We start from the raw sequence: 24,243 nt of genomic DNA, 5'->3' as shown, positions 1-24,243 counted from the left end.
AAAGTTATATCTTAAATATTTTAATATATAGGCCACTTATGAATTTATTTCAAAATTTAGCTTTAAAATACTCTCATACTATGATGGAAAAATCCCTCCAAAAAGGTTTCAATGTCGAACTTTTAAAACAACCCGAAGAAAAAATTCCAAAACAAGACAAAAGCTATATGCTTTATGCCCATGTACCTTTTTGCCATACTTTTTGTCCTTATTGTAGCTTTCATAAATATTATTATGATGAAAATTTAGCCAAAGTGTATTTTCAAAATCTTAGAGAAGAAATTAAAATCATGAAAGATAAAGGTTTTGATTTTACTTCCATGTATGTGGGTGGTGGTACAACACTGATTAACGAAGAGGAATTATTAAAAACCTTAGAATTTTGTAAAAAATTATTTAATATAAAAGAAATTTCATGCGAAAGTGATCCAAATCATATTGATCCAAATAAGCTTTTTATGTTTAAAGGTATAATTGATCGTTTAAGTTGCGGAATTCAAAGTTTTGATGATGAAACTTTAAAAAAAGTGGCAAGATATAATAAATTTGGTTCATCTAAAGAACTTCAAGAAAAAATTTCAAAAGCTTTAGGAATTTTACCTATTTTTAGTATAGATCTTATTTTCAATCTTCCAGGACAAAGCGAAAAACAACTTTTAAATGACTTAGAAATTGCTACAAATTTAGCCCCACAACAAATCACAACCTATCCTTTAATGAAATCAAATCTTACCAAAGATAATATCGCTAAAAGTCTAGGAGTGAGCATTAAAGATAATGAATTTACTTATTATCAAATCATATGCGAATTTTTTAAAGACTATACCCAAAACAATGGTTGGAGTTTTTCTTTAGAAAAAAACAAGCTTAATGACGAATATGTCAGTTCTCATCATGAATACCTAGGAGTAGGCAGCGGGGCTTTTAGCTTTTTAGATGGGGAGCTTTTAATTAATGCATTTAATCTAAATGATTATGCTAAATTTATACAAGAAAAACAAAATGCTAATATAGCCAAAGCTTGTTTTGATAAAAAAGAGATTATCAAATATGTCTTTTTAACTGAAATTTTTTCAGGGAAAATAGAAATTGATAAATTTAATAAAACTCTAAATTGCAACCTCGAAAAAGAACTTTTCATAGAACTTTTAGGGCTTAAAACAAGTGGTGCCATCATAAAAGATCAAAATGCTTTAATCGCAACCGAATTTGGTCAATATCTTTTTGTGGTTTTAATGAAAGATTTTTACATAGGAATGGATCTTGTGCGTGCAGTATTTAGAGATGATAAGCGTCTTAAAAATAAAGATTATATCGATATCATGAAAGAAAATATTGATCCGCTTAACTCCGCTAGTATGGAATTTAAAGCGGAGACAAACTAAAAGGGGCGAACAACCATCATTAAAGCGATAATAATAAACATTATAGTTGGGAATTCATTATAAATTCTAAAATATTTCCCACTTTTAGCAGAAGTATCATTTGCTAAAGCTTTTAAACAATAATAATTATGTATATGGAAAATAATCAAAAGTGTAACACAGGCAAGTTTAACATGCATAAAACCCGAACCTACCATTAAAACTTCCTTATGAGCATGCAACATTAAACTTCCTGTGATTAAAGTCACAATCATTGCAGGAGTTTGTATATAAAAATAAAGTTTTCTTTCTTGAATTTTTACAATCTCGACAAAACCTTTATTGTCTTTATGTTCAGCATGATACACAAAAAGACGAGGTAAATAAAAAAGACCCGCCATCCAAGAAACAAATGCCAAATAATGCACCCATTTAATCCAAAAATAATAATCATTAATCCATTCTGTCATCTTTTTTCCTTTTTTTAAATATTTCTTGTATTAAAATCAAAGCCACACTTATATTTATCATGACATCTGCAACATTAAAAATAGCAAAATTAAACCATTTATGCCAAAAAAACATATCCACTACACCTCCATGTATAAAACGATCCAATAAATTTGAAACACCAGCACCAAGCATCATTCCAAAAGCTATATTATGAGTTTTTAAAAGTGTTTTTTGCCAAAAAAGATAAATAAAAAGCACGCCAATTAAAGCAAGATGTAAATATTTTAAATTATGTTCTAAAAAACTCAACATTGAAAAAGCTACGCCTGTATTTAGAGCATAAGTTAAATCTAAGTATTCACTCTGCCATCTAAGTCCTGCTAAAGTTAAGGATTTTACCCATTGATCAAGGGCAAAAACCAAAACAAAGACACCCCAAAAATAAAAAATAAATTTAAAAGTTTTAGCCATTTAAAGCTTTCTTAAAAAACTCCACAACATTTTTCATTTCTTTTTCTAAGAGCTTAATATCTTTAGCTTCTAGCAAAAGTCTTATCAAATTTTCTGTTCCAGAATAGCGAAATAAGGTATTAATATTTTTATTTTCTAAATCTTTTTTTAATTCTTTTAAACCTTTAATTTTATCTAAATCTTTTTTTTCTGCAATTTTAAGATTGGTTAAAAGCTGAGGATAAGGTTTGACTTGACCCAAAATAGAGCTTGCAGATTTTTTCTTAGAAAGCATTAAAGCACTAAATTGCAAAGCAGCTATCAAACCATCTCCAGTTTTTGCATAATTACTAAAAATAATATGCCCACTTTGCTCTCCACCAAAATTTCCACCATTAGCTTTTAATTTTTCAAGCACATATTTATCGCCCACATTACAAGTATCAAGTTCTATACCATGTTTATTTAAAAATTCTTTTAAAGCACCATTACTCATTATAGTGACTACAACACTTGATTGTAATTTACCTTGTTCTTTAAGATAAAGTGCTAAAACCCCTAATAAACTATCTCCATTAGCCACTTCGCCTTTTTCATCTACAACCACCAAACGATCTGCATCACCATCAAAAGCAAAGCCTACATCTGCACGCAAACGCTTTACCTCAGCAGCTAAGTTTGCAGGATGCAAAGCTCCACAATTTTCATTGATATTAAGTCCATTAGGTTTATCGCTCATTACTATAACTTCAGCGCCTAATTCCTTAAAAACAGTAGGTGCTACCTTATAAGCTGCCCCATGAGCCACATCTAAAACCACACGCAAAGACTTTAAAGTAAGATCTTTTGGAAAAGAATTTTTAATAGAAACAATATATCTTCCTATAACATCATCAATTCTTTTTGCTTGACCAATTTTTTCCATATCTACCTTAGAGGCTTGTATAAGCTTATCATCAAAATAAATTTCTTCTATTTTTTTCTCTATATCTTCACTGAGTTTATTTCCATGAGCATCAAAAAATTTAATACCATTGTCATAATAAGGATTGTGAGAAGCTGAAATCATAATCCCTGCATCACAACGCATATCTTCAGTTAAGAATGCAATCGCAGGAGTTGGCATAGGACCAATTTGTATAACATTATATCCTATAGAAGTAAGCCCTGAAACAATAGCATTTTCTATCATATAGCCACTTCTTCTTGTATCTTTTCCTACTAAGATATTATTAGTAATACTTTTATCTTTAAAATAAATACCCGCAGCCATTGCTAAACGCATAGCCAAAAAACTATCTAAAAATTCACCCGCTTTTCCACGAACTCCATCGGTTCCAAAAAGTTTCATTGCAAACCTTTCTAGCAAAAATTTAAAGACAATTATAACAAAGCTAAGATAAAGAAATTTAAACAAGCTCTAAAAATAGAGCTTGTTTAGAACCTTATAGTTCAGGTTTAGGAGTTCTTTCAGTAGAAATAGGAAGTTGTGGATAAACAATTGCTGGTTTTGTTCCTGTTAAAGATTTTAAGAAAGTTTCAATACTTTTTGCTTCTTTATCAGAAATTTTAATGCCAAGTTGCACACTACCCATTTCCTTAATAGCATCTTTTAGATTCCAAATAGCGCCATTATGAAAATATGGAGCAGTTTCAGCAACATTTCTTAAAGTTGGAGTTTTTACCATGCCATTTGCATCACCTTTAAAATCGCCTAAATTTGCAAATTTATATTTACCAGCAACTTCGAACGCTTGCATATTGCCACCTAAATTCACACCATTATGACAAGCTACACAACCTTTATCTATAAAAAGTTTTAAACCTTGTTGCTCTTCTTTTGTTAAAGCTTTTTCATCGCCTTCTAAAAATTTATCAAAACGAGATGGAGTGATCAAAGTTCTTTCAAAATTTGCAATTGCATCAGCAATATTGTCAAAATTTACACCGCTTTTACCATAGATTTTTTTAAACTCACTCACATATTCAGGCAAAGATGAAATTTTTTCTACTGCAAGTTTAGCAGGAGTTGCCATTTCAGGATCAGCTTGGATTGGACCTTTAGCTTGATCAGCTAGAGTACCTGCACGACCATCCCAAAATTGAGTACTATTTAAAACTGCATTATAAACTGTTGGTGAATTTAAATGATGGGGATTTGCTGTCCATTTATGACCTATTGCAGTACTGATTCCATCTATTCCACCAAGTCCTACATTATGACAGGTATTACAAGAAATGATACCACTTTTTGAAAGGCGTGGTTCAAAATAAAGCTTTTTACCAAGCTCTGCTTTTTCAAGAGTAAATTCACTAGCCTTTACTCCATTTTGTTTCAAAATTTCATCAACGCCTTTTTGATCTTTTGGTAAGGCAACAAGACCTGAATTTTTAGCTTCATCTATAAGACTTGCAGCATTTAAGCTTGAAAAAGCAACTAAGGATGCGATTAGCAATGATTTTACTTTCATTTACAAACTCCTATTAAAGATAAATTAAAATAAAATAATAATCATTTAGAGCTTAAATAAAAATAAATATTATTAAAAAATATTTATAATTAATTAATACTATTTTTATCTTAAAAATTATTTTTTGTTTATTTATTTTCATAAGATATAATTTTTAGTTATAAATCTTAAAATTTTAAGATGATTTGAAAAGGATATTATGGAAAATTTAATAATTTACGCTTTTATATATCTTTTAGGTTCAATCCCTTTTGGGCTAATCCTAGCTAAATTTTTTGCTAAAACTGATATCAAAAAAGAAGGTTCAAAAAGTATAGGGGCAACCAATGTTTTAAGAGTAGTAAAAGAAAAAAATCCCAAACTAGCAAAAAAACTTGCCATTGCTACAATAATTTTAGATTTTGCAAAAGCAGCTATTCCTTTACTAATCTTAAAATTTCTTCATTATGATCAAGCTTTGCTTTGGAGCGTGGCAGTTTTGGCTATTTTTGGACACTGTTTTTCAATTTACTTGTTATTTGAAGGAGGAAAAGGCATAGCAACAGGAGCAGGTGCTATGATAGTTTTGCTTCCATTGGAAGTGCTTACAGCATTTATTGTATGGGTGGTTATTGGAAAAATTTTTAAAATATCTTCGCTAGCTTCTTTAGCAGCGTTACTTGCTTTTGTTGTAAGTTCTTTTATATTTAATTATGACTTAGAAATTCATACACATGCACCCGTTTTCATTATCGCTTTTATTATAGTATATAAACATCTACCTAATATTAAAAGATTGATTTTTAAAGAAGAATGCAAAGTCATATAAAAATAAAATTTCACTTTAAGTGTATCATCGGTATATTAGATTTCGAAAGAAGGAAAAAACAAAAAATTATTATCAAGCTTAAAGCTAAAGCAAATGAATTTTTAAATTATGCAGAGGTAATTACCAAAATTAAAAAATGGTATAAAAAAGAAGAATTTTACACCCTTGAAGAGTCTTTAGACTTTGTAAGCTTAAATTTAAAAAAAGATTTTCCTAATTTAACCAATCTTAACATAAAAATTTTCAAACCCCATATAATAAAAAATGCTACAGTTGGGGTTAAATTGAAAAAAAAATATTAATTTTTTTTTAAAGATATCTAAACATTTACTTAAGCTATGATATAATTCTTTAAATTTTTCTTAATAAGGATAGAACAAATGAGAATTTTAGTTATAGAAGATGAGATTAGCCTAAATAAAACAATTATAGACAATCTTAATGAATTTGGTTATCAAACCGATTCTTCTGAAAATTTTAAAGATGGAGAATACTTTATCGGCATTAGACATTATGATTTAGTTTTAGCAAACTGGACTTTACCTGATGGAGATGGAGCGGAACTTGTTAACACTATTAAGCATAAATCTCCAAGAACTTCAGTTATGATTATGTCTTCAAAAACAGACAAAGAAACAGAAATCAAAGCTTTGAAAGCTGGAGCCGATGATTTTGTTAAAAAACCTTTAGATTTTGATATTCTACTCGCAAGAATTGAAGCAAGACTAAGACTTGGTGGAACCAATGTTATTAAAATTGAAGACTTAGTTATTGATCCAGATGAGGAAAAAATTACTTATAAAGGTCAAGATATAGAACTTAAAGGAAAACCTTTTGAAGTTTTAACGCACTTAGCAAGACATTCGGATCAAATTGTATCCAAAGAACAACTTTTAGATGCCATCTGGGAAGAACCTGAGCTAGTAACTCCAAATGTTATCGAAGTAGCTATCAATCAAATTCGTCAAAAAATGGATAAACCGTTAAACATATCTACCATAGAAACAGTTCGTCGTAGAGGATACCGTTTCTGCTTCCCTAAAAAATCTTAACAATTTTGCACCTTCGGTGCAAAAAATTTATCTTTATTTCTATTTTTATATTTTATTTAAGTTTTGTTATTGTATAAACTAAAATTATTTTTTAAATTTTTGAAAGGTTATGATGTCTCTTTTAATTACAAAAGACTGCGTATGTTGTGATGCTTGCAGAGAAGAATGTCCTGATGAAGCTATTTATGAAAATAGTCCAATTTATGTAATAGACCCTGATCTTTGTTCAGAGTGCGTTAATGATTTTTCAGAGCCTGCCTGTATTGTTGCTTGCCCATATGAATGTATCATTCCTGATCCTGATAATGTAGAAACTATAGAAGAATTAAAACTCAAACATAGAGATAGAGAATTTTAATGGCAAAAAAAACAGCCGTTGTTGATCTTGGCTCAAACTCCATTAGAATGGTGATTTTTGAAAAAACTTCTAGATATGGTTTTTATACAACTTGCGAATACAAACGCAAAATAAGACTTGGAGAAAATGCTTATAATAATGGCAAAATTCTCCAAGAAGAAGCCATGCAAAGAGCCGAAGATGCCTTAGCTTTTTTCAAACAATGCGCTTTAAAGCATAAGTGCAAAAAAATATTTATAGTAGGCACATCAGCCTTAAGAGATGCCCCAAATTCAAAAAATTTCATTAAAAGGATCAAAGATAATCTGTCTTTAAATATACGCTGTATAGATGGAAAAAGCGAAAGTTACTTAGGTGGTCTTGCGGCTTTAAATTTATTAAGTCCTTTTAAGGATGGAACCACTTTAGACATAGGTGGTGGTTCTAGTGAATTGTGTTTAATAAAAAATAATAGAATTATTTCTTGTATATCTCTTGATATTGGCACTGTTAGGCTAAAAGAATTGTTCTATGATACTGGAAAAATGGATTCTTTAGAAGAATTTATAAAACCAATTTTAGAACAAATTCCTAAAGAATTTTGCAATCAAAACCTTATTGCAATAGGTGGAAGCTTAAGAGCAATATCTAATTCCATCATGCAAAAAAATTCCTATCCACTGAAAAATTTACATGATTTTCGCTATATGCTAGATGAAGAAAAAGGACATATTTTAAAAATTTTTAATTCAAACTTAGACTCTTTAATCAATTTTGGAATAAAAAAGGATCGTTTTGATACCATTAAAGAGGGTATATTTATTTTTTTAAAGATTGCGGAAAAAATAAAAGCCAAACAAGTTATCACGAGTGGGGTTGGAATCAGAGAAGGAGTTTATTTACAAGATTTGCTTCGTCCTAAAATCACATTTCCACCAAATTTCAATCCCAGTTTAAAATGTTTACAAGATAAATTTTTACAATCAAAACAAAAAAATAAAACTCCACATTTTGCTCTGCAAATTTTTACAACCCTTAAAAATCTTCATAAACTTAACGATAACTATAAGCATACTTTACTAAATGCTGCTAAATTATGCCATATTGGAGAATATTTAAATTTCTATTTTGCTAATGAACACTCTGCTCATTTTGTGCTAGGTGGATTAAATTATGGATTTTCACATAAAGAAAAAGCTTTAATTGCTAGCATTATTAAGCTTAATGGAAAAAAAGTTAATCCTTATAATCTTGAACCCTATAAACAACTTTTACCCAATATTCATACCATTTCATGGCTTAATTTTATTTTGTGCCTAGCTAAAACTTTAAGCACAAATGAAGATAAGATTGATTTTGCTTTTGCAAACAATACTCTTTATATATATCAAGAAAACAAAATTCTTAATTTACCCAAAGATGAGCTCAAAAAAATTGCAAAACCAGCTACCATAGCATTAGCAATCAATCAAAAAATTTAAGATTTTTTACCTTTTTGACGCTGCTCTATAAGATTTTGAATTCTTTTTTTATTCTCTTCAAAAAAAGAATCAAAATTTTTCTCTGTTTTTTCTGTATGTTTTATTGTTTGTTCCTCTGGAATTTCAACACTTTCTAAAAGCACATTGGAATTACCTATTATCATTGTATAACGTTTATTAGCGTGATCAAAAACAACAAGTTGATTATTTTTATCTAAAAATCTTTGGAAAATCATAGTAAAATCTCTAGAAACATTGTTATTTTTATAAACCATAGTCTTTTTAAACCACCAAAGCACTATTAACAAAATAACTAAAATCAGCATTACTAAGATATAATTTGTATAATCATACCCTTCTAAACTTGTACTTTTTGGTTTAGGCATTAATTCTTGAGAATTATTCGCAGTTGTTGTAGGTGCAGATTCGATATTTGCTTTCCCTTGCTCTATAGCTCGTATCCTTACTCCAAATTTATCATTGATAGAGCTAAGTTCTAAATTAATATTTTGTTTGTTTTGTAGCATAATATAGGTATTATTATTTTTAGAACTAATACTAATTTTATCTACAAGTTGAGAGTTAAGTTCTTTTAATTCATCTTTAGAATACGTTAAATCACTAAAAGTTAAAAGAGTTAAATTTTTTTCTTTTTTTTGAGAAATATTGCCATTATAAGCATTATCAAAAGAAAGCATTAAATCTACTCGATCATTTCTATCGTAGATATTATAACTAATCAGCTCAACACTATATAAAGGTAAAATTAAAAAAAATAATACTAGTAATCTCATTTAAATTTCTTTTTTAAAGTATTGAAGCACAGTCTTAGAATCCAAAATTTCATTAATTCTTATAGCGAGATTTTTTTCATAAACCATAACCTCGCCTTTGCCAAAAATTCTTTTATTGATATAAAGCTCAACGCTTTCTCCAGCAGGCTTTTCAAGATCAATAACCGAACCTACTTCAAGTTTTAAAAGCTCTGCTACACTCATATTTGTAGTTCCGAGCTCGCTTACAAAATCTACTGTAATATCTAAGATATCTTCATAAGATTGTAAAAGCCCATGATGAATGTTAAACTCTATATCATCGCTCATTATTTGCAATATCCTATTCTAAAATAACAATTTTCAAATTTATAAGTTAAAGCTTCATCTAGAACTATTTCAGAAAAATCAACTTTTCCTAAATATTCGGGAATTCCAAGTTTATACTCGTCATCACCCTTAGCATCATTTAACAAATTTTTAGCATAACCTATAATCTGATTGGCACATTCTTTAGTTAAATCGCACCAGTCATCTTCTTTAAATTTTTCATCATTAATTAAAATTTCTGCAATTTTTTTTAAAAATTCTTTTGGAAAAAATAAATAAAAATTACATTCTCCTTCGCTTTTGCCCATGATAGGAATACTCGCTCCATAAAGTTCACCGCTTATATCTTGAGCTGCTTCAATGCGAAGTCTTAAGATATGCTCGCAAAAATGAGTGATGGAATACTCAAGAATCTTTAACATAGCTACCACCTTTATAAAAAACTTAATTTAAAATTATAGTAAATATAAAATAAAAATATGTTTTAAAATTTTATTTTTTGAAAATTTCTTCAATATCTTTCATTATTATATCCAAATTTCCTTGTTTAAAACACTTTACTATGCTAGTTCCCACAATCACTCCATCAGCAACTTTTCTCATTCTTTTTACATCTTGATTATTTTGAATGCCAAAACCTACAAAAATAGGCAAATTTGTAAAAGATCTGATTTCTTTTACTTTATCTTGTAAGACTGCTTCTTCGACACTTTTAGTACCTGTAATACCTATGCTTGCTAATAAATAAATAAAACCTTTAGCATGTTTTACTAACTTTTTAACCCTTTCTTTAGGGGTTGTAACACTTACAAGTGTAATTAAAGCTATATTATATTTTTCACACTCTTTAATTAAATCATCACTTTCTTCAAAACTTAATTCAGGTATAATCAAAGCACAAATCCCTAAAGATTTTGCTTTTTTCACAAATTTTTCCAAACCATAAGAAAAAATTAAATTATAATAAACCATAAAAACCAAAGCTTTTTTAGTTTTTACCCTAGCTAAAAGCTCAAAAACATTGTAAATATCTACACCTTGATCAAGAGCTATTTTTGCCGCATCTGCAATAATCTCACCATCGGCAATAGGATCACTATAAGCAACACCAAGTTCTAAAATATCAATAGGGCTTTGATCCAATCTTTGCAAAAAAGCTTCACTTGTTTGAAGATTTGGATAACCTAAAACCGTATAAGCCACATTTGCATTTTCTTTATAAAATTTTCTAAAATCAACCATAAATCACCCCTTTTTTATAATCTCTAATCATTTGCATATCCTTATCTCCCCTACCTGAAAGATTTACTACTATCACGCTTTTCTTTTTTAAAGTTGGACAAAGTTTTTCTAAAAACGCTAAAGCATGCGAACTTTCAATCGCTGCAATAATACCTTCCTCTTTGCAAAGTAATTTTAAAGCTTGCATACATTCTTCATCACTTATAGCATGATATTGCGCTCTTTTACTTTCAAATAAAAAAGCATGCAAAGGGCCAATTCCTGGATAATCAAGCCCTGCAGAAACACTATGCACAGGCAAGATATTGCCTAAATCATCTTGTAAAACCTTGGTTTTCATACCGTGAATAATGCCTGTTTTTCCCTTATTTAAAGTCGCTGCATGATAAGGTGTATCGATGCCAAGCCCCCCTGCTTCAATACCTATAAGTTTAACATTTTCATCTTTGATAAAATCATAAAAAATCCCAGCTGCATTGCTTCCACCCCCAACAGCTGCAATAATATAATCTACTTTTTTATTGAGTTTTTGAAGTTGCATTTTGCATTCTTTTCCTATAATGCTTTGAAAATGGGTTACCATTTTAGGATAAGGATAAGGACCTACCGCACTTCCAACCACATAAAAAATATTTTTAATATCTCCAACCCAAGCTTGAATAGCTGCAGTAGTAGCTTCTTTTAGAGTTTTAAGCCCACTTTGTACTGCATGAATTTTAGCACCCAAAAGCTCCATTTTATAAACATTTAAAGCCTGTCTTTGTACATCAGTTGCCCCCATATAAATTTCACATTCAAGTCCTAAAAGTGCTGCTGCAGTGGCTGTTGCAAGTCCGTGTTGACCTGCTCCTGTTTCTGCTATGATTTTTTTCTTTCCCATTTTTTTTGCTAAAAGGGCTTGAGCGATGGCATTATTGATTTTATGTGCTCCAGTATGATTTAAATCCTCGCGTTTTAAATAAATTTCATGCTGATATTTTTTGCTTAAATTTCTAGCAAAATAAAGCGGAGTAGGACGCCCCACATAAGTTTTTAAAAGCTCGTTTAATTCTTTTTTAAAGAGTTTATCTTTAGAAAATTTCAAAAAAGCACTTTCTAGCTCATTTAAAGCAAACATTGCACTTTCAGGCAAAAACTGCCCACCAAAATCCCCATAATATGCTTTTTTCATTTTTTCAGCTCCTTTAAAATTTGTTTTATTTTGTTGATATCTTTTAAGCCTTTTTCATCTTCAAGTTTTGAATTAAGATCTAAAATTTTAGCTCCTGTTTTTACGGCCTTATGAATATTATCCAAACCTATGCCTCCAGCTAATACAAAATCTTTAGTATAAGAACTTAATAAAGTCCAATTAAAACTTATTCCATTACCGCCCTTTAAAATTCCCTTAGCATCAAAAAGCACTAAATCAGCAAAAATTTCACTTTTTAAATCTAAACTATCTTCCACACTTATCACCTGCCATACAAAAACATTTTGTACCTTTAAAATTTCAAATTCTTCTTTGGTAATAGTGCGATAAATTTGTACTCCATCAAGCTTAACTTCTTGAATACATCTTAAAATTTGTTCCAAATTCTCATCTACAAAAACACCGACAACTTTTTTATCTTTTTCATGAAAAATTGCACTTAAATTTCTTGCTTGTTCTAAACTCACTCTTCTTGGACTTTTAGCAAAAATAAGTCCAAAAAAATCAATATTTAAAAAAGCTAAATCTTTAGCATTTTTTTCATCTTTAATGCCACAAATTTTAAGCTTTAGCATAAGCTTGATACTCCTTAAAATACTCTATAACCTTACCTGAATAAATGGCTTCTAAAATCATATCTTTAGCCACTAAAGGCGAACTTGCTTTATTGGCTGTATAAAGTGCAAACATAGCATTTAAAACTACTAAATCAAATTTTGCCCCTTGCATTTTACCACTTAAAATATCTTTTAAATCCTTAGCGTTTTCATATGCACTAGATCCTATGATTTCACTATGAAAAGCTCTTTTAAAACCAAATTGTTCAGGACAGATAGAATACTCTAAAATTTCTCCCTCACAAAGCTCATAAATTTTACTTTCATCACAAATACTAAGCTCATCCATACCATCATTTCCTCTTACCACTAAAGCTTTTTTGCGTCCTAAATTTTTTAAAACCTCTATCAAAAGCCTATGCACAGGTGCGTGATAATTTCCCATAAGTTGATATTTTAACTTTAAATTAGGGTGCAATAAAGGACCTAAAACATTAAAAACCGTTCTTACTCCAAGTCTTGATCTGATCTCTTTAAGTTCTCCTACTAAAGGATGAAAAAATGGAGCATGTAAAAAACTAAGCCCTTGATTATTTAGTTGTTTTAAAACTGATTCTAAAGTGTTTAGAGTAGTTATATTTAAAGCTTCTAACACATCTGTACTTCCGCTAGAACTTGAAATGGCACGATTTCCGTGTTTGGCTACTTTTACCCCTAAAGCTGCTAAAATAAAAGCACTAGTCGTAGAAACATTGATACTTTTAAAACCATCTCCACCTGTTCCGCAAATATCAATCATCTCACTCTCATCACTAAAAGTTTGAGAATATCTTAAAATTTGTCTTACAAAAGCACTTAAAGATTTTTCGTTTAAAGACTTTTCTGTGATTAAAATCAACAAAGCCGCCACTTGTAAAATTTCATAATCTTTAGACATAATAATCTTACAAATTTGCTCAAAATCATCGCTTTGTAAAAAATGATTTTCACTCATTTTTTGCAAATAAAAACTTAAAGGATTTTCTTGTTTTTGTGATTTTTTTATATCTTGTTTTAAAAAATTAGAAAAAAGCTGTAAGCCATATTCACTAAAATAGCTTTCAGGATGAAATTGCACACCATAATAAGGTAAATTTTTATGTCCCAAAGCCATAATCACACCCTTCTCATCAAGGGCTAAAATTTCAAGCTCATCACTAAGCTGTTTAACCTCTAAAGAATGATAACGCATCACGCTAAAATTTGGAGGCAAATTAGAAAATAATTCATTTTCCTTGCATTGTTTTATCAAAGAATTTTTTGCATGCATAGGCTCTTGCATCTTAACCACTAAAGAATCAAAAGCTAAAGCTAAAGCTTGATGTCCTAAACAAATGCCCAAAACAGGGATATTAAGCCTTGCTTTAAAAATTTCAAGACAAATCCCACTTTGACTTGGATGCTTTGGACCAGGACTTAAAATAATATGAGTAGGATTTAAATTTTTAATTTCACTCAGAGAAATTTCATCATTTCTTCTTACTAAAATTTCATCATTGCTGAGTTGCTCTAACATGCTTTTGACATTAAAAACAAAAGAATCATAATTATCAATTAAAAGTATCATTGATTTTCCTTTTTTAAATTTTCAAAAGCTACCAAAAGCGCCTTGCGTTTAGCACAAATTTCTGCATATTCTTTTTGACTCTCACTTTGCAAAACAATACCCGCCCCACTTGCCAAATAAGCCTTATCTTGAGTAAAAAAAGCGCAACGAATTAAAATCGCTAAAGTTATGTCTTCGTTAAAATTTAAAAATCCTACCGCACCACCATAAATTCCACGATCGCAATCTTCAAGCTCACTAATGATCTCTAAAGCTCTTATTTTAGGAGCTCCGCTTAAAGTTCCCGCTGGAAAAACTGCTTCAATCACATCGAAAATACTCGCATCTTCTTTCATATTGGCATACACTTCACTCACTATGTGCATTACAAATTTATTTTTAATAATAGAAAAAAGATTTTCCACTCTTGTTTGAGCGCCAAATTTAGAAGCATCATTTCTTGCTAAATCTACAAGCATCTTATGTTCACTAAGTTCTTTTTCATCACTTAAAAGATCTTTTTCTAAAGCTAAAAGATCACAGTTATTTTCCAAATTTCTAGTTCCAGCAATAGGGGCTAAATAAATCTCTCTTTTTTTAATTTTCAATAAAAACTCTGGAGAAGAACCCAAAACAACACCATATTTACTTGGAAAATAATACATATAAGCGCTTGGATTTAAAGCACTTAAACTCTCATAATAATCAAAAGCATTTACTTGATGCTTGATACAAAGTTGCTTACTTAAGACCACTTGAAAAATATCTCCACTTAAAAGATATTCTTTAGCTTTTTCACACATTTTTAAAAAATCATTTTTTTCATCTTCTAAAGAATTTAAAATTTCAAAAGCATTTTTTTGTTTCTTTTTAATTGGTTCAATATCATCTTTTAAATATTCAAAATATTTTGAAGCGCCAAATTTAAAAAACATCTTACTATTTTTCTCATAAATCAAATAAGCTTTAGCATTGGCAAATAAAAATAAAGGAAAATCATAATTTTTCTTAGAAGAAAGTGGAATTTTCTCAAACAAAGATACAAAATTCGCACTAAAAACTCCAAAAAATCCAGCAAAGTCGCAAATTTTATTCTTACTTAAAGCTTCATAATATTTTGCCTTAAACTCGCTAAATGATAATTCATTAGCATCTAAATAATCACAATCAATCCCTATAATTACCTTAGTCAAATCCTCTGCAAAATAAGAATTTTCAAATTTTTCAAGGATTTGTCTGTAATAAAAATTTACATTTTTAACAAACATAATAGGCCTTTTTTAAAAAAATAAAATAAATAAAAATAATACTAAAGAAAAAATTTAGATAAAAAGAAGTTTAGAAACGCCAAGAGCGAAGAGTGTGTGTAAGTTTTAAAATCAAAGAATTACCAAAAAAATCATTTTCACTCATCTTTTACCTTTCTTATAAAATATTTCAAAAATTAAGACTTTTATGAAAATTTTTAAAGTCTAAGTTAATTTTAATCAATAAATATAAATTTTGCTTTAAATTTAAAATAAATATTATAAAATCTTTATATTTTATAATATTTTGAAACATTTTTACGATGCTTAAAGTTACCAAAAAAATATTCTATTGTTTTAAAAAACTAAGATAATACTTAGCTTAATAAGATAAAATTATTCCGTATTTGAAATATTTAATATTTTTTAGGAAAAGCTATGGAAATCACAGATTTACCTTATCTAATCATAGGAATCATTTCAGGTATTGCTTCTGGACTTTTTGGCATTGGTGGAGGTATGATTATCGTTCCTTCTATGTTCGCACTTGGAGCAAGCGCTCACCATGCTATCGGAATTTCAGTATTGCAAATGATTTTTGCAGCAGTTTTTGGCTCTTATATTAATTATAAGAAAAAAAATCTAAATCTTAAAGATGGTGTTATGATAGGTTTTGGAGGGCTCATAGGGGCAAGCTTTAGCGGAATACTTTTAAAAGCTTTAAGCGATGTAGCTCTTACTAGCGTATTTTTGACGGTAAGTTGTATATTTTTTATCAAATATGCTTTTGGAATTAAAGAAAACATTGTGCAAATTCAAAGAAGCGTTTGGGTAAAGAATGTCATTTTATTTATTGCTGGAGCTTTTACTGGTATTTTTGCTATTTCTTTGGGAATTGGTGGTGGACTTTTAATTGCTCCAATTTTAGCTTATTTTTTAGGCTATGATAGTAAAAAAGTTGTTTCCTTATCCTTGTTTTTTGTTATTTTTGCTTCAGTCTCTGGTGTTATATCTTTTTCAAATTCTGGAGTTATAGACTCTGAAGTTATTCATAAAGGAATACTAGTAGGTATAGCTTCTATGGTTGGAGTTTTTATAGGAATTAAAATCATAGAAAAAATGCATATTTCAGCTCATAGAAAAATTTTACTTTGCGTATATGCCTTATCAATACTTGGAACCACCCACTCTTTGCTTAATAAGCTAAATCTTATAAATTTTTAACTTGGATTTATCCAAGTTCTTTTAATATTATTATGCTAAAATCTTAAATTTATTTTAATGTTTAGGAAAGACTATGAACGATACCATCAAAATCATTGGTGCAAGAGAAAATAACCTAAAAAATATCCACCTTGAAATTCCCAAAAACAAACTCATTGTTTTTACAGGACTGAGTGGAAGTGGAAAATCAACCCTTGCTTTTGGCACTCTTTATGCTGAAGGACAACGCCGTTATATAGAAAGTTTAAGTGCTTATGCCAGACAATTTTTAGATAAGGTAGGCAAACCTGATGTCGATAAAATCGAAGGTTTAACTCCAGCCATTGCCATAGATCAAAAAACTACTTCTAAAAATCCACGCTCGACCGTGGGAACCATCACTGAAATTTATGATTATCTAAGACTTTTATATGCAAGAGTTGGCATTCAACATTGTCATCAATGTGGACAAAAAATCTCATCTATGAGTGCAAGTGATATAGTCAGTGAAATTTTAAAATTTCCAAAAGGTGCAAAAATCATCATCTACGCCCCACTCATACGAGAAAAAAAAGGAACTTATGCAGATTTACTTGAAAATTTGCGCAACAAAGGCTATGTAAGAGCTCAAATTGATGGAGTTTTAGTAAGACTTGATGAAGAAATTGAACTGGCTAAAACCAAAAAACACACCATTAAACTTGTCATAGATAGACTTGAAATTCAAGAAGATTTACTTTCTCGCCTTGCAAGCGATATAGAAAAAGGCTTACAAGAAAGCTTTGGAGAAATAGAAATAGAAGTTTTAAATCATGAAGAAATAAATCTTAATAAACACTATCATTTTAGCGAACACTGCGCTTGTTTTGATTGTAAAATTTCCTTTGTTCCACTTGAACCTTTAAGCTTTTCTTTTAATTCTCCAAAAGGAGCATGTGAAGCTTGTGATGGACTTGGAATTCGTTATACTTTAGATATGAAAAAAATCATCGATGAAAATTTAAGCCTCGAAAATGGTGCTGTTAAAATCATGTATGGTTTTAACAAAAGTTATTATTATAAATTCCTAATCGCCTTTTGCGAACAAAATGAAATTCCTATCAAAATACCTTTTATGCAATTAAGCGAAGAGCAAAAACGCCTTGTATTATATGGTAATGCCAAAACTATAGAATTTCTTTGGAAAAGAAATCGTCTAAAACGCACTTTTGAAGGCGTGGTTAAAATGGCTTATGAAATGCTAAAAGATGAAAAAGATTTAGCCGAATATATGAGTGAAAAAATTTGCAAAGACTGTGGTGGGCATCGTTTAAAACCCGAAAGTTTAGCCGTGAAAGTAGCCAAAAAAGGCTTGGATGAAATTTTAGATATGAGCATAGAAGATAGTACGGCCTTTTTTGCAGATGAGAAAAATTTTTCCTATTTAAGCGAGCAGCAAAAACTTATTTCTAAACCTATCCTAAAAGAAATCAACGAAAGATTGTTTTTCTTGTATGATGTGGGGCTAGGTTATCTTTCTTTAGGGCGTGATGCAAGAACGATTAGTGGGGGTGAAGCACAAAGAATCCGTATAGCTTCACAAATTGGCAGTGGTTTAAGTGGAGTGATGTATGTCTTAGATGAGCCTAGCATAGGACTTCATGAAAGAGATACTGCAAAACTGATTAAAACTTTAAGAAATTTACAACAAAAGGGCAATACTCTAATTGTCGTAGAGCATGATAAAATGACCATAGAAGAAGCTGATTTTATCGTAGATATTGGTCCAAAAGCAGGAAAATTTGGGGGTGAAGTTGTATTTAGTGGAACTTATAAAGAACTTTTAAAAAGCAAAAGTGAAACTGCACTTTATATGAATGGTAAAAAACAAATTTCACAACTTCAAAACAGAACGCAAAAAGAATGGCTTGAACTTAAAAATGTAAATATTAACAATATCCAAGATTTAAGCGTAAAATTTCCTTTACAAAATTTAGTCGCTATAACGGGAGTTTCAGGTTCTGGAAAAAGTTCTTTGATACTTCAAACCCTACTTCCTTTTGCACAAGAGGAATTAAACCGTGCGAAAAAAGTTAAAAAACTTGGCGGAGTGCAAATAGAAGGACTTGAAAAACTTGATAAAGTCATTTATCTTGATCAAAGCCCAATTGGGCGCACACCACGTTCAAATCCTGCTACCTATACAGGTGCTATGGATGAAATCAGAAATCTTTTTGCCGCCACCAAAGAAGCCAAAATGCGTGGTTATAAAGCAGGACGCTTTTCTTTTAATGTCAAGGGTGGAAGATGTGAGAAATGTAGCGGAGATGGAGAAATCAAAATAGAAATGCATTTTTTACCTGATGTTATGGTAGTTTGTGATACTTGCGAGGGCAAACGCTACAATGACGCCACGCTAGAAATCAAATATAAGGGTAAAAATATCAGCGAAATTTTAAATATGAGTGTTTTAGAAGCGAGTGAATTTTTTACAGCCGTTCCTAAAATCAAACAAAAATTAGATACTCTAGTAAAAGTGGGTTTAGATTATCTAACCCTAGGACAAAATGCCACCACCTTAAGCGGGGGTGAAGCACAAAGAATCAAACTTGCTAAAGAACTAAGTCGTAGCGATACAGGAAAAACGCTTTATATACTTGATGAACCTACAACAGGACTGCATTTTGAAGATGTTAATAAACTCATCTTAGTTTTACAACATTTGGTTGATCTTAAAAATTCTGTTTTTGTGATAGAACATAATTTAGATGTGATTAAAAATGCTGATTATATTATCGATATGGGGCCTGAAGGCGGAGTTAAAGGTGGAAAAGTTATAAGCACAGGAAGCGTGGAAAAAGTCGCTAAAGAGCATAAGAAAACAAAATCCTATACAGGATATTATTTAGATCTAGAGCTTAAAAACGCAAGGAGTTGAAATGACACACGAACAAAAAATTGCATTTTTTAAGATTAAAAGATTAAGTGTTTATATATTTTTCTGTGCTTTATATAATTTTTATTACTTTTTTTCTTATGAAGGGGTGACGAGTTCATATGAAGCTGGGAACGAAATTCTTTATATTGGCGGTATATTTTTATGCTTCTTTTCTTGTATTTACATAGTTCTTGCTTTTATTTTTATGGTGGTCAGAATTCATTTTTTATTTTCTTCTAATAAGATTTTAATTTATTTTTTGCTTGCCATTATAAACCTTGGTGCATCTTTTTTTCTTTTGGAAAATAAAATTTTATTTTTAGGGCTTTTAGCTTTATTTTTCGTTTTTTATTTTTTATTTTCACTTACCCTTGCTTTGCTTTTTAAAGAAGTGAAAATGTCTTTTTTATTTGCATTTTTGTGCATGCTTTTGGCATTTTTATCTTTTATATTTGTCTATAAATCAAGCCTTTTATTTCTTTTCCTTACTTTGCATTTTTTGAGTTTTGCTTATGCCTTTGAAAGGTATAAAATTTTAAAAAAGCTAGATTGAAATATTTTAAAGAAGAAAAGTGTCAAATTTAAACTTTCATCAAATGTTTGAAATTCGAAGACAAAATGATTTTAAAAGCGTTAAAAAGTTTGCTTGGATAGTTTTTATAAGTTTTTTACTTTCAATTTGTTTTTATTTTTTACCTATCGTTCTTGATTTTATCTATGATTTAAAATTGTATAATTTTGATTCTATCGCTAACATTTTAACTATAATTTTTTGTGTGATTTTTTTAATTTCTTATTCAATTATGATTTTAAAACTTTATTTTACAAGTAAAAGTAAAGTTTTGTTGATAAGTTTTTTTATAGCTGCAAGCACTCAATTTATCGCTTTGTTTAACTTAATTCTTATTATGAGTGCTTATCCTCTCAGTCAGACGCGTATTGCTCTATATAGCTTTTCTTTTTTATGTCTTATAGTAGCCATTTTTTGTACTTTTATATTTTTTAAAACACTAAGAGCTTTATGTGAAAATCAAATTTATTTTCTCTTATGTTTTATTTTTAAAAGTATGATTTTGATAATTGTTTTTATATTTATGCTTTTTTTAATTCATAGCAAGCCTTCACTTGCTTTAGCCATAACTTTGTTTATGTTTTTTTTCTTTACAGGCTTATTGTTTGTCATTTATTACGCCCTATTTGCTTTCGCACTTAGTAAAAACCAAAATATCAAATTTATCCCAAATTTAAAGCTTTTATCCAATGAAAAAGAAAATATTTAACTATAGTATTTTATTTGTTATCTTTTTAAGCCTAAGTCAAATCACCTTAGTTTTTGTTTTTAATCACTATTTAACCATTGATTATAGCCTTTATGAATTACCGCCGCAAAACCTTCAAATGCTAAATTTAGCCGATCAAAAGCTTTATCATCTAAGAGAAAATTTGCGTTTTTTAAATTCTATTTTAACTTTTTTACTGCTAATTTTATTTTGTTTTATACATTTATTTTATTTTTTTATTTTTAGAAAAGAAAAATTGATATTTCCTTTGGCTTTTTGTTTTATTTATATAATGTTTGTTTGTTGTATTGATATGTATTTTCATCTAGAAAACGCTAACTTATGGCAATTTTTCATTTATTTAGCTTTTATTCTTTCTTTTATTTATATATTTCTTTTAGATAAATTTTTTCAAAGCCATCTTTTCAAAATTTATTTTATTTTTATCATTGTAGGTGCTATTTTTTTAAGATTAGATCTTGGAAATTTAAATTTGTATTTTGAAATTATCAAATCTTTTTTATTTCCTATCCATCTTTTTATTTTGTTTATTTTAATGCGTAAAAAAGAGTTTTAATGTTTGATTTTTTATATAATGATATTAGCTATTTAGGGCTTTTCATGGTGTGTTTTCTTTCAAGCACACTATTACCCTTAGCAAGTGAAGCCTTTGTTTTAGGCTTTATAAAACTTGATTTTAATCCGAATTTGGTACTTATCGTAGCCACTTTGGGTAATACCTTAGGAAGTTTAAGTACTTATGCTTTAGCGTATTTTGGAAAAGAAAAAATTTTAGAAAAATACTTTAGCAAATCCTTGAAAAAATTAGAAAATTTCAATGCTAATTTTGCTAAATTTGGAAGTATATTTGCTTTTTTTACTTTTTTGCCTTTAGTAGGAGATCTTTTTGCCTTGGGACTTGGTTTTGCAAAATATTCTTTTTTAAAAACTATATTTTTTATCTTACTTGGAAAATTAAGTCGTTATGCTTTCATAATTTTCATAGCAAACTCCTTTTAAAAGCCTCATTTTTATCAACTCTAAAAGCTTTGCATTATTAACATTTTTTAAAATTTTAACACAATTTTTAGTGCTTAAATCCACCCCTATACTCATTTTTGGTTCTTTAAAACAACGCCAACTCATACCTCTTGCCAAAGAACTATCGCAAATAACATCAGCATAACACTCATCAAAATCTGCAATACTAGAATCTAATGCGTAAGCTATCGTTAAAGCGTCATGTATCCAAGTTCCCTTTGTACCACGTGTTTTAGAGGCATAATCAATCCAAACACCTAAAGTTTCAACGATAAAATCACATAAAATATTCTTACCTTGCAACTCTTTTAAATCCTCATGAGTCAATAAAGTCTGCATGGTTGCATTATAAGGTACGAGTGTAATTTTAGCTCTTGAATTTAGCACTATACTAGCCGCCTCAGGATCAAAACCAAAATTTGTATCTTTAGTGTAATAAGGCATATCAAAACTGCCTCCCATAATAAAAAGCTCTTTAAGATTTATATCAAAATCTTTAAAAATTTTCATAGCCATAGCGATATTTGTCAAAGGTCCTATCGCACAAATAGAAATTTCTTTAGGATTTTTACTCACTAACTCACCCATTTTAAAAATCGCATCAGGATTTATATTTTCTAAAATTTCAGGACTTTTTATATTTTCCCAAAGATATTCAAGTTTAAAATTTTTTACACTTTCATCAAGTCTTTGACGCCAAGCTTTACTTGATTCTTTTAAGGCTTCATTCGCTCCCAAATAAACGGGGATATTTAAATTTAAACGTTTAAATAAATCCTTAGCCACACTATAGGCAACAAGGCTTGGAACATTACCGCAAACTGTGCTTAGCATTTCAAGTTTGATTTCTTTAGATGACAAAATCAAAGCAAGTGCTAAACCATCATCAGTATTTGCTCCTGCAATAGCATTGCCTATGTCCGTGTCTAAAATAAGTCTCATATCGCATCTTCTATTTTATTTAAATCTCTACCTCTAGTTTCTGGCGCAAAAAATGTAGTCACAAAACCTATACTTGCAGTTAATACAAAATATGTTGCAATAGGCCACCAAGTGCCATAATACGCAAGTAAAGCAGAAGCCACCATAGGCGCTGTTCCTCCTGAAAGAATAGAACCTAGCTCCTTAGCAAAAGCCATTTTTGTATAACGGTTTTTTACCCCAAAAAGCTCCACACCCCAAGCCGCTTGCACACCAAAAATCCCTAAAGATGCTAAAGACATACCTACAATAATAGTTAAAATCACAATAATTTCATTTTTACTATCTAAAAGTATAAAAGCAGGAAAAGCATAAATCATTAAAAGCAAACAAAACATTCTATAAGTAATACGTCTTCCAAATTTATCACTTAAATAACCCGCCAAAGGAATAACTAAAAACCCTACCAATGAAGCTATCATTACCGCTGTAGTAGCAACTGATTTGTCTAAAAGTAAAATTTTAGTCACATAACCTACAATAAAACCTTGCGCAAGATAAGAAGGTCCATTTTCGCCTATTCTTAAGCCCACCATAGTCCAAAAAGCACGACTTCTTTGCCAAAAACTTCTTTCATCTTTTTTTATATGCTTTTCGTTATTAAGACGCAATTTCATCATTTCATTTTTTTGCTTTTCAAAAACAGGGGTTTCTTTGACATGAAAACGAATATATACAGCAAAAAGAGCGATTAAAATACTTCCCATAAAAGGAACTCTCCAACCCCATTCTTTAAAACTTGCTTCATCCATTTGTACCATCAAAAGCCATACAAAAGACGCAAGCAAAGTTCCGCTATTTGATCCTAAAGCAATCACAGAAGAAACAAGCCCTCTTCTCTTGCTAGGAGCATATTCTCCAAGCATAACTGTTCCACCTGAAAGTTCAGCTCCTGCACCAAAACCCTGCATAAAACGCAATGCAACCAAACAAATAGGCGCCCAAACACCAATCACTGCATAACTTGGAATAAAACCTATCAGAGTAGTTGAAATTCCCATTAAAGCTATTGTAGCCATCATAACATTTTTTCTTCCGTGTTTATCACCTAAATAACCAAAAAACAAAGCCCCAATAGGTCTTGCAATAAAACCTATGCCATAAGTTACAAAACTAAGCAAAAGTGCAATTACTGGAGTTTGCTCAGGAAAAAACACTTCTGAAAAAATTGTTGCAGCTGCTAAACCATAAAGTGCAAAATCTGCATATTCCATAGCAGTTCCCAACCAGCAAGAAAAAACTGCCTTTTTAAAAACTTTCCTACCTTTAGGTGTGTTAAAATTCTTATCCGCAATTCCATCAATTTGCTGATTTGTCATTACATTATCCTTATATTTTAATATATTTTTTTATAAATAATTTGTAATTATGGCTAAAAATTGCAGTGTTTTTGCTTAAAGATCTTAAATTGTAGACATTTTAAGCAAAATTTTGAAATAATACAACTTAAAAATATATTTTATCAAAAGAAGAAATTAT

Annotated in this window: 27 protein-coding genes; 12 read left to right on the top strand and 15 right to left on the bottom strand. The window is 29.7% G+C overall.

The genetic code is table 11. From position 1 onward, the window contains the following. The first annotated feature begins 38 nt into the window (after positions 1–38). Positions 39–1,385: a coproporphyrinogen III oxidase family protein gene (locus tag AJN58_RS01320; protein ID WP_070233648.1), complete on the top strand. Its 1,347-nt coding sequence runs from the start codon at positions 39–41 to the stop codon at positions 1,383–1,385. Here the strand turns inward: AJN58_RS01320 and hemJ are convergent. The 4 genes from hemJ to AJN58_RS01300 form a co-directional block, all read right to left on the bottom strand. Further along, on the bottom strand, positions 1,382–1,834 hold the full coding sequence (gene hemJ, locus AJN58_RS01315) for a protoporphyrinogen oxidase HemJ (RefSeq protein WP_070233649.1): 453 nt from the start codon (positions 1,832–1,834) through the stop codon (positions 1,382–1,384). The two genes, AJN58_RS01320 and hemJ, sit on opposite strands and share 4 nt — an antisense overlap. Beyond that, positions 1,818–2,288: a signal peptidase II gene (lspA, locus tag AJN58_RS01310; protein WP_070233650.1), complete on the bottom strand. Its 471-nt coding sequence runs from the start codon at positions 2,286–2,288 to the stop codon at positions 1,818–1,820. The genes hemJ and lspA overlap by 17 nt, the downstream gene beginning before the upstream one ends. Continuing rightward, positions 2,281–3,618, bottom strand: a complete 1,338-nt coding sequence (glmM, locus tag AJN58_RS01305; RefSeq protein ID WP_070233651.1) for a phosphoglucosamine mutase — start codon at positions 3,616–3,618, stop codon at positions 2,281–2,283. The genes lspA and glmM overlap by 8 nt, the downstream gene beginning before the upstream one ends. Before the next feature lie 94 nt (positions 3,619–3,712). Next, a complete protein-coding gene (locus AJN58_RS01300; RefSeq protein WP_070233652.1) occupies positions 3,713–4,738 on the bottom strand; it encodes a cytochrome-c peroxidase in 1,026 nt (341 codons plus the stop codon). Positions 4,739–4,937: 199 nt separating this feature from the next. On the opposite strand from AJN58_RS01300, the gene plsY reads away from it, so the two are divergent. The 5 genes from plsY (at position 4,938) to AJN58_RS01275 (ending at position 8,416) form a co-directional block, all read left to right on the top strand. Next, positions 4,938–5,546 carry a glycerol-3-phosphate 1-O-acyltransferase PlsY gene (gene plsY / locus AJN58_RS01295; RefSeq protein ID WP_002921511.1) on the top strand — a complete coding sequence of 203 codons (609 nt, stop codon included), beginning with the start codon at positions 4,938–4,940 and terminating at the stop codon, positions 5,544–5,546. Further along, a complete protein-coding gene (locus tag AJN58_RS01290) occupies positions 5,531–5,848 on the top strand; it encodes a dihydroneopterin aldolase (RefSeq protein WP_002857609.1) in 318 nt (105 codons plus the stop codon). The genes plsY and AJN58_RS01290 overlap by 16 nt, the downstream gene beginning before the upstream one ends. Positions 5,849–5,926: 78 nt before the next feature. After that, positions 5,927–6,598, top strand: coding sequence for a homeostatic response regulator transcription factor HsrA (hsrA, locus tag AJN58_RS01285; protein ID WP_002857553.1), 672 nt, complete (start codon positions 5,927–5,929; stop codon positions 6,596–6,598). A 112-nt stretch (positions 6,599–6,710) separates the two neighbouring features. Continuing rightward, positions 6,711–6,956, top strand: coding sequence for a YfhL family 4Fe-4S dicluster ferredoxin (locus tag AJN58_RS01280; protein ID WP_002854647.1), 246 nt, complete (start codon positions 6,711–6,713; stop codon positions 6,954–6,956). Continuing rightward, positions 6,956–8,416, top strand: coding sequence for a Ppx/GppA phosphatase family protein (locus AJN58_RS01275; RefSeq protein ID WP_070233653.1), 1,461 nt, complete (start codon positions 6,956–6,958; stop codon positions 8,414–8,416). The genes AJN58_RS01280 and AJN58_RS01275 overlap by 1 nt, the downstream gene beginning before the upstream one ends. Here the strand turns inward: AJN58_RS01275 and AJN58_RS01270 are convergent. The 9 genes from AJN58_RS01270 to AJN58_RS01230 form a co-directional block, all read right to left on the bottom strand. After that, positions 8,413–9,210: a hypothetical protein gene (locus AJN58_RS01270; protein WP_070233654.1), complete on the bottom strand. Its 798-nt coding sequence runs from the start codon at positions 9,208–9,210 to the stop codon at positions 8,413–8,415. The genes AJN58_RS01275 and AJN58_RS01270 overlap by 4 nt on opposite strands. Continuing rightward, on the bottom strand, positions 9,211–9,519 hold the full coding sequence (gene fliN, locus AJN58_RS01265) for a flagellar motor switch protein FliN (protein ID WP_002824739.1): 309 nt from the start codon (positions 9,517–9,519) through the stop codon (positions 9,211–9,213). Further along, complete coding sequence (locus tag AJN58_RS01260; protein ID WP_002854524.1) at positions 9,519–9,941, bottom strand: chemotaxis protein CheX; 423 nt, start codon at positions 9,939–9,941, stop codon at positions 9,519–9,521. The genes fliN and AJN58_RS01260 overlap by 1 nt, the downstream gene beginning before the upstream one ends. Positions 9,942–10,011: 70 nt before the next feature. Then, the gene (trpA, locus tag AJN58_RS01255; protein ID WP_070233655.1) at positions 10,012–10,761 is read right to left on the bottom strand and encodes a tryptophan synthase subunit alpha; all 750 of its coding nucleotides are present in this window, start codon (positions 10,759–10,761) and stop codon (positions 10,012–10,014) included. Continuing rightward, positions 10,754–11,932, bottom strand: a complete 1,179-nt coding sequence (gene trpB / locus AJN58_RS01250) for a tryptophan synthase subunit beta (RefSeq protein WP_002857405.1) — start codon at positions 11,930–11,932, stop codon at positions 10,754–10,756. The genes trpA and trpB overlap by 8 nt, the downstream gene beginning before the upstream one ends. Beyond that, positions 11,929–12,528, bottom strand: coding sequence for a phosphoribosylanthranilate isomerase (locus tag AJN58_RS01245; protein ID WP_002854429.1), 600 nt, complete (start codon positions 12,526–12,528; stop codon positions 11,929–11,931). The genes trpB and AJN58_RS01245 overlap by 4 nt, the downstream gene beginning before the upstream one ends. Next, a complete protein-coding gene (gene trpD, locus AJN58_RS01240) occupies positions 12,515–14,116 on the bottom strand; it encodes an anthranilate phosphoribosyltransferase (protein WP_070210136.1) in 1,602 nt (533 codons plus the stop codon). The genes AJN58_RS01245 and trpD overlap by 14 nt, the downstream gene beginning before the upstream one ends. Continuing rightward, positions 14,113–15,363: an anthranilate synthase component I family protein gene (locus AJN58_RS01235; protein ID WP_002861115.1), complete on the bottom strand. Its 1,251-nt coding sequence runs from the start codon at positions 15,361–15,363 to the stop codon at positions 14,113–14,115. Before AJN58_RS01235 ends, trpD begins: the two co-directional genes overlap by 4 nt. A gap of 169 nt (positions 15,364–15,532) precedes the next feature. Beyond that, a complete protein-coding gene (locus AJN58_RS01230; protein WP_002854718.1) occupies positions 15,533–15,658 on the bottom strand; it encodes a hypothetical protein in 126 nt (41 codons plus the stop codon). Between the two features lie 122 nt (positions 15,659–15,780). On the opposite strand from AJN58_RS01230, the gene AJN58_RS01225 reads away from it, so the two are divergent. From AJN58_RS01225 to AJN58_RS01200, 6 genes are all read left to right on the top strand, one after another. Beyond that, entirely contained in the window at positions 15,781–16,566 is a 786-nt protein-coding gene (locus AJN58_RS01225) for a sulfite exporter TauE/SafE family protein (RefSeq protein WP_070210135.1), read from the top strand. Positions 16,567–16,639: 73 nt separating this feature from the next. Next, positions 16,640–19,462 (top strand): excinuclease ABC subunit UvrA, encoded by a 2,823-nt coding sequence (gene uvrA, locus AJN58_RS01220; RefSeq protein ID WP_070233656.1) that lies wholly within the window; start codon positions 16,640–16,642, stop codon positions 19,460–19,462. A gap of 1 nt (position 19,463) precedes the next feature. Next, complete coding sequence (locus tag AJN58_RS01215) at positions 19,464–20,015, top strand: hypothetical protein (RefSeq protein ID WP_002870756.1); 552 nt, start codon at positions 19,464–19,466, stop codon at positions 20,013–20,015. A gap of 19 nt (positions 20,016–20,034) precedes the next feature. Next, on the top strand, positions 20,035–20,742 hold the full coding sequence (locus tag AJN58_RS01210; protein WP_002894535.1) for a hypothetical protein: 708 nt from the start codon (positions 20,035–20,037) through the stop codon (positions 20,740–20,742). Beyond that, on the top strand, positions 20,723–21,319 hold the full coding sequence (locus AJN58_RS01205; RefSeq protein ID WP_070233657.1) for a hypothetical protein: 597 nt from the start codon (positions 20,723–20,725) through the stop codon (positions 21,317–21,319). Before AJN58_RS01210 ends, AJN58_RS01205 begins: the two co-directional genes overlap by 20 nt. Beyond that, a complete protein-coding gene (locus AJN58_RS01200; RefSeq protein ID WP_002859441.1) occupies positions 21,319–21,762 on the top strand; it encodes a YqaA family protein in 444 nt (147 codons plus the stop codon). The genes AJN58_RS01205 and AJN58_RS01200 overlap by 1 nt, the downstream gene beginning before the upstream one ends. Here AJN58_RS01200 and AJN58_RS01195 read toward each other — a convergent pair. Continuing rightward, positions 21,718–22,725 (bottom strand): nucleoside hydrolase, encoded by a 1,008-nt coding sequence (locus AJN58_RS01195; protein WP_070233658.1) that lies wholly within the window; start codon positions 22,723–22,725, stop codon positions 21,718–21,720. The genes AJN58_RS01200 and AJN58_RS01195 overlap by 45 nt on opposite strands. Then, on the bottom strand, positions 22,722–24,083 hold the full coding sequence (locus AJN58_RS01190; RefSeq protein WP_070233659.1) for an MFS transporter: 1,362 nt from the start codon (positions 24,081–24,083) through the stop codon (positions 22,722–22,724). Before AJN58_RS01190 ends, AJN58_RS01195 begins: the two co-directional genes overlap by 4 nt. Positions 24,084–24,243 lie beyond the last annotated feature (160 nt).

Source organism: Campylobacter sp. BCW_4321 (assembly GCF_001763075.1).
GTDB lineage: Bacteria > Campylobacterota > Campylobacteria > Campylobacterales > Campylobacteraceae > Campylobacter_D > Campylobacter_D jejuni.
This window is presented reverse-complemented; position numbering and strand designations above follow the sequence as displayed.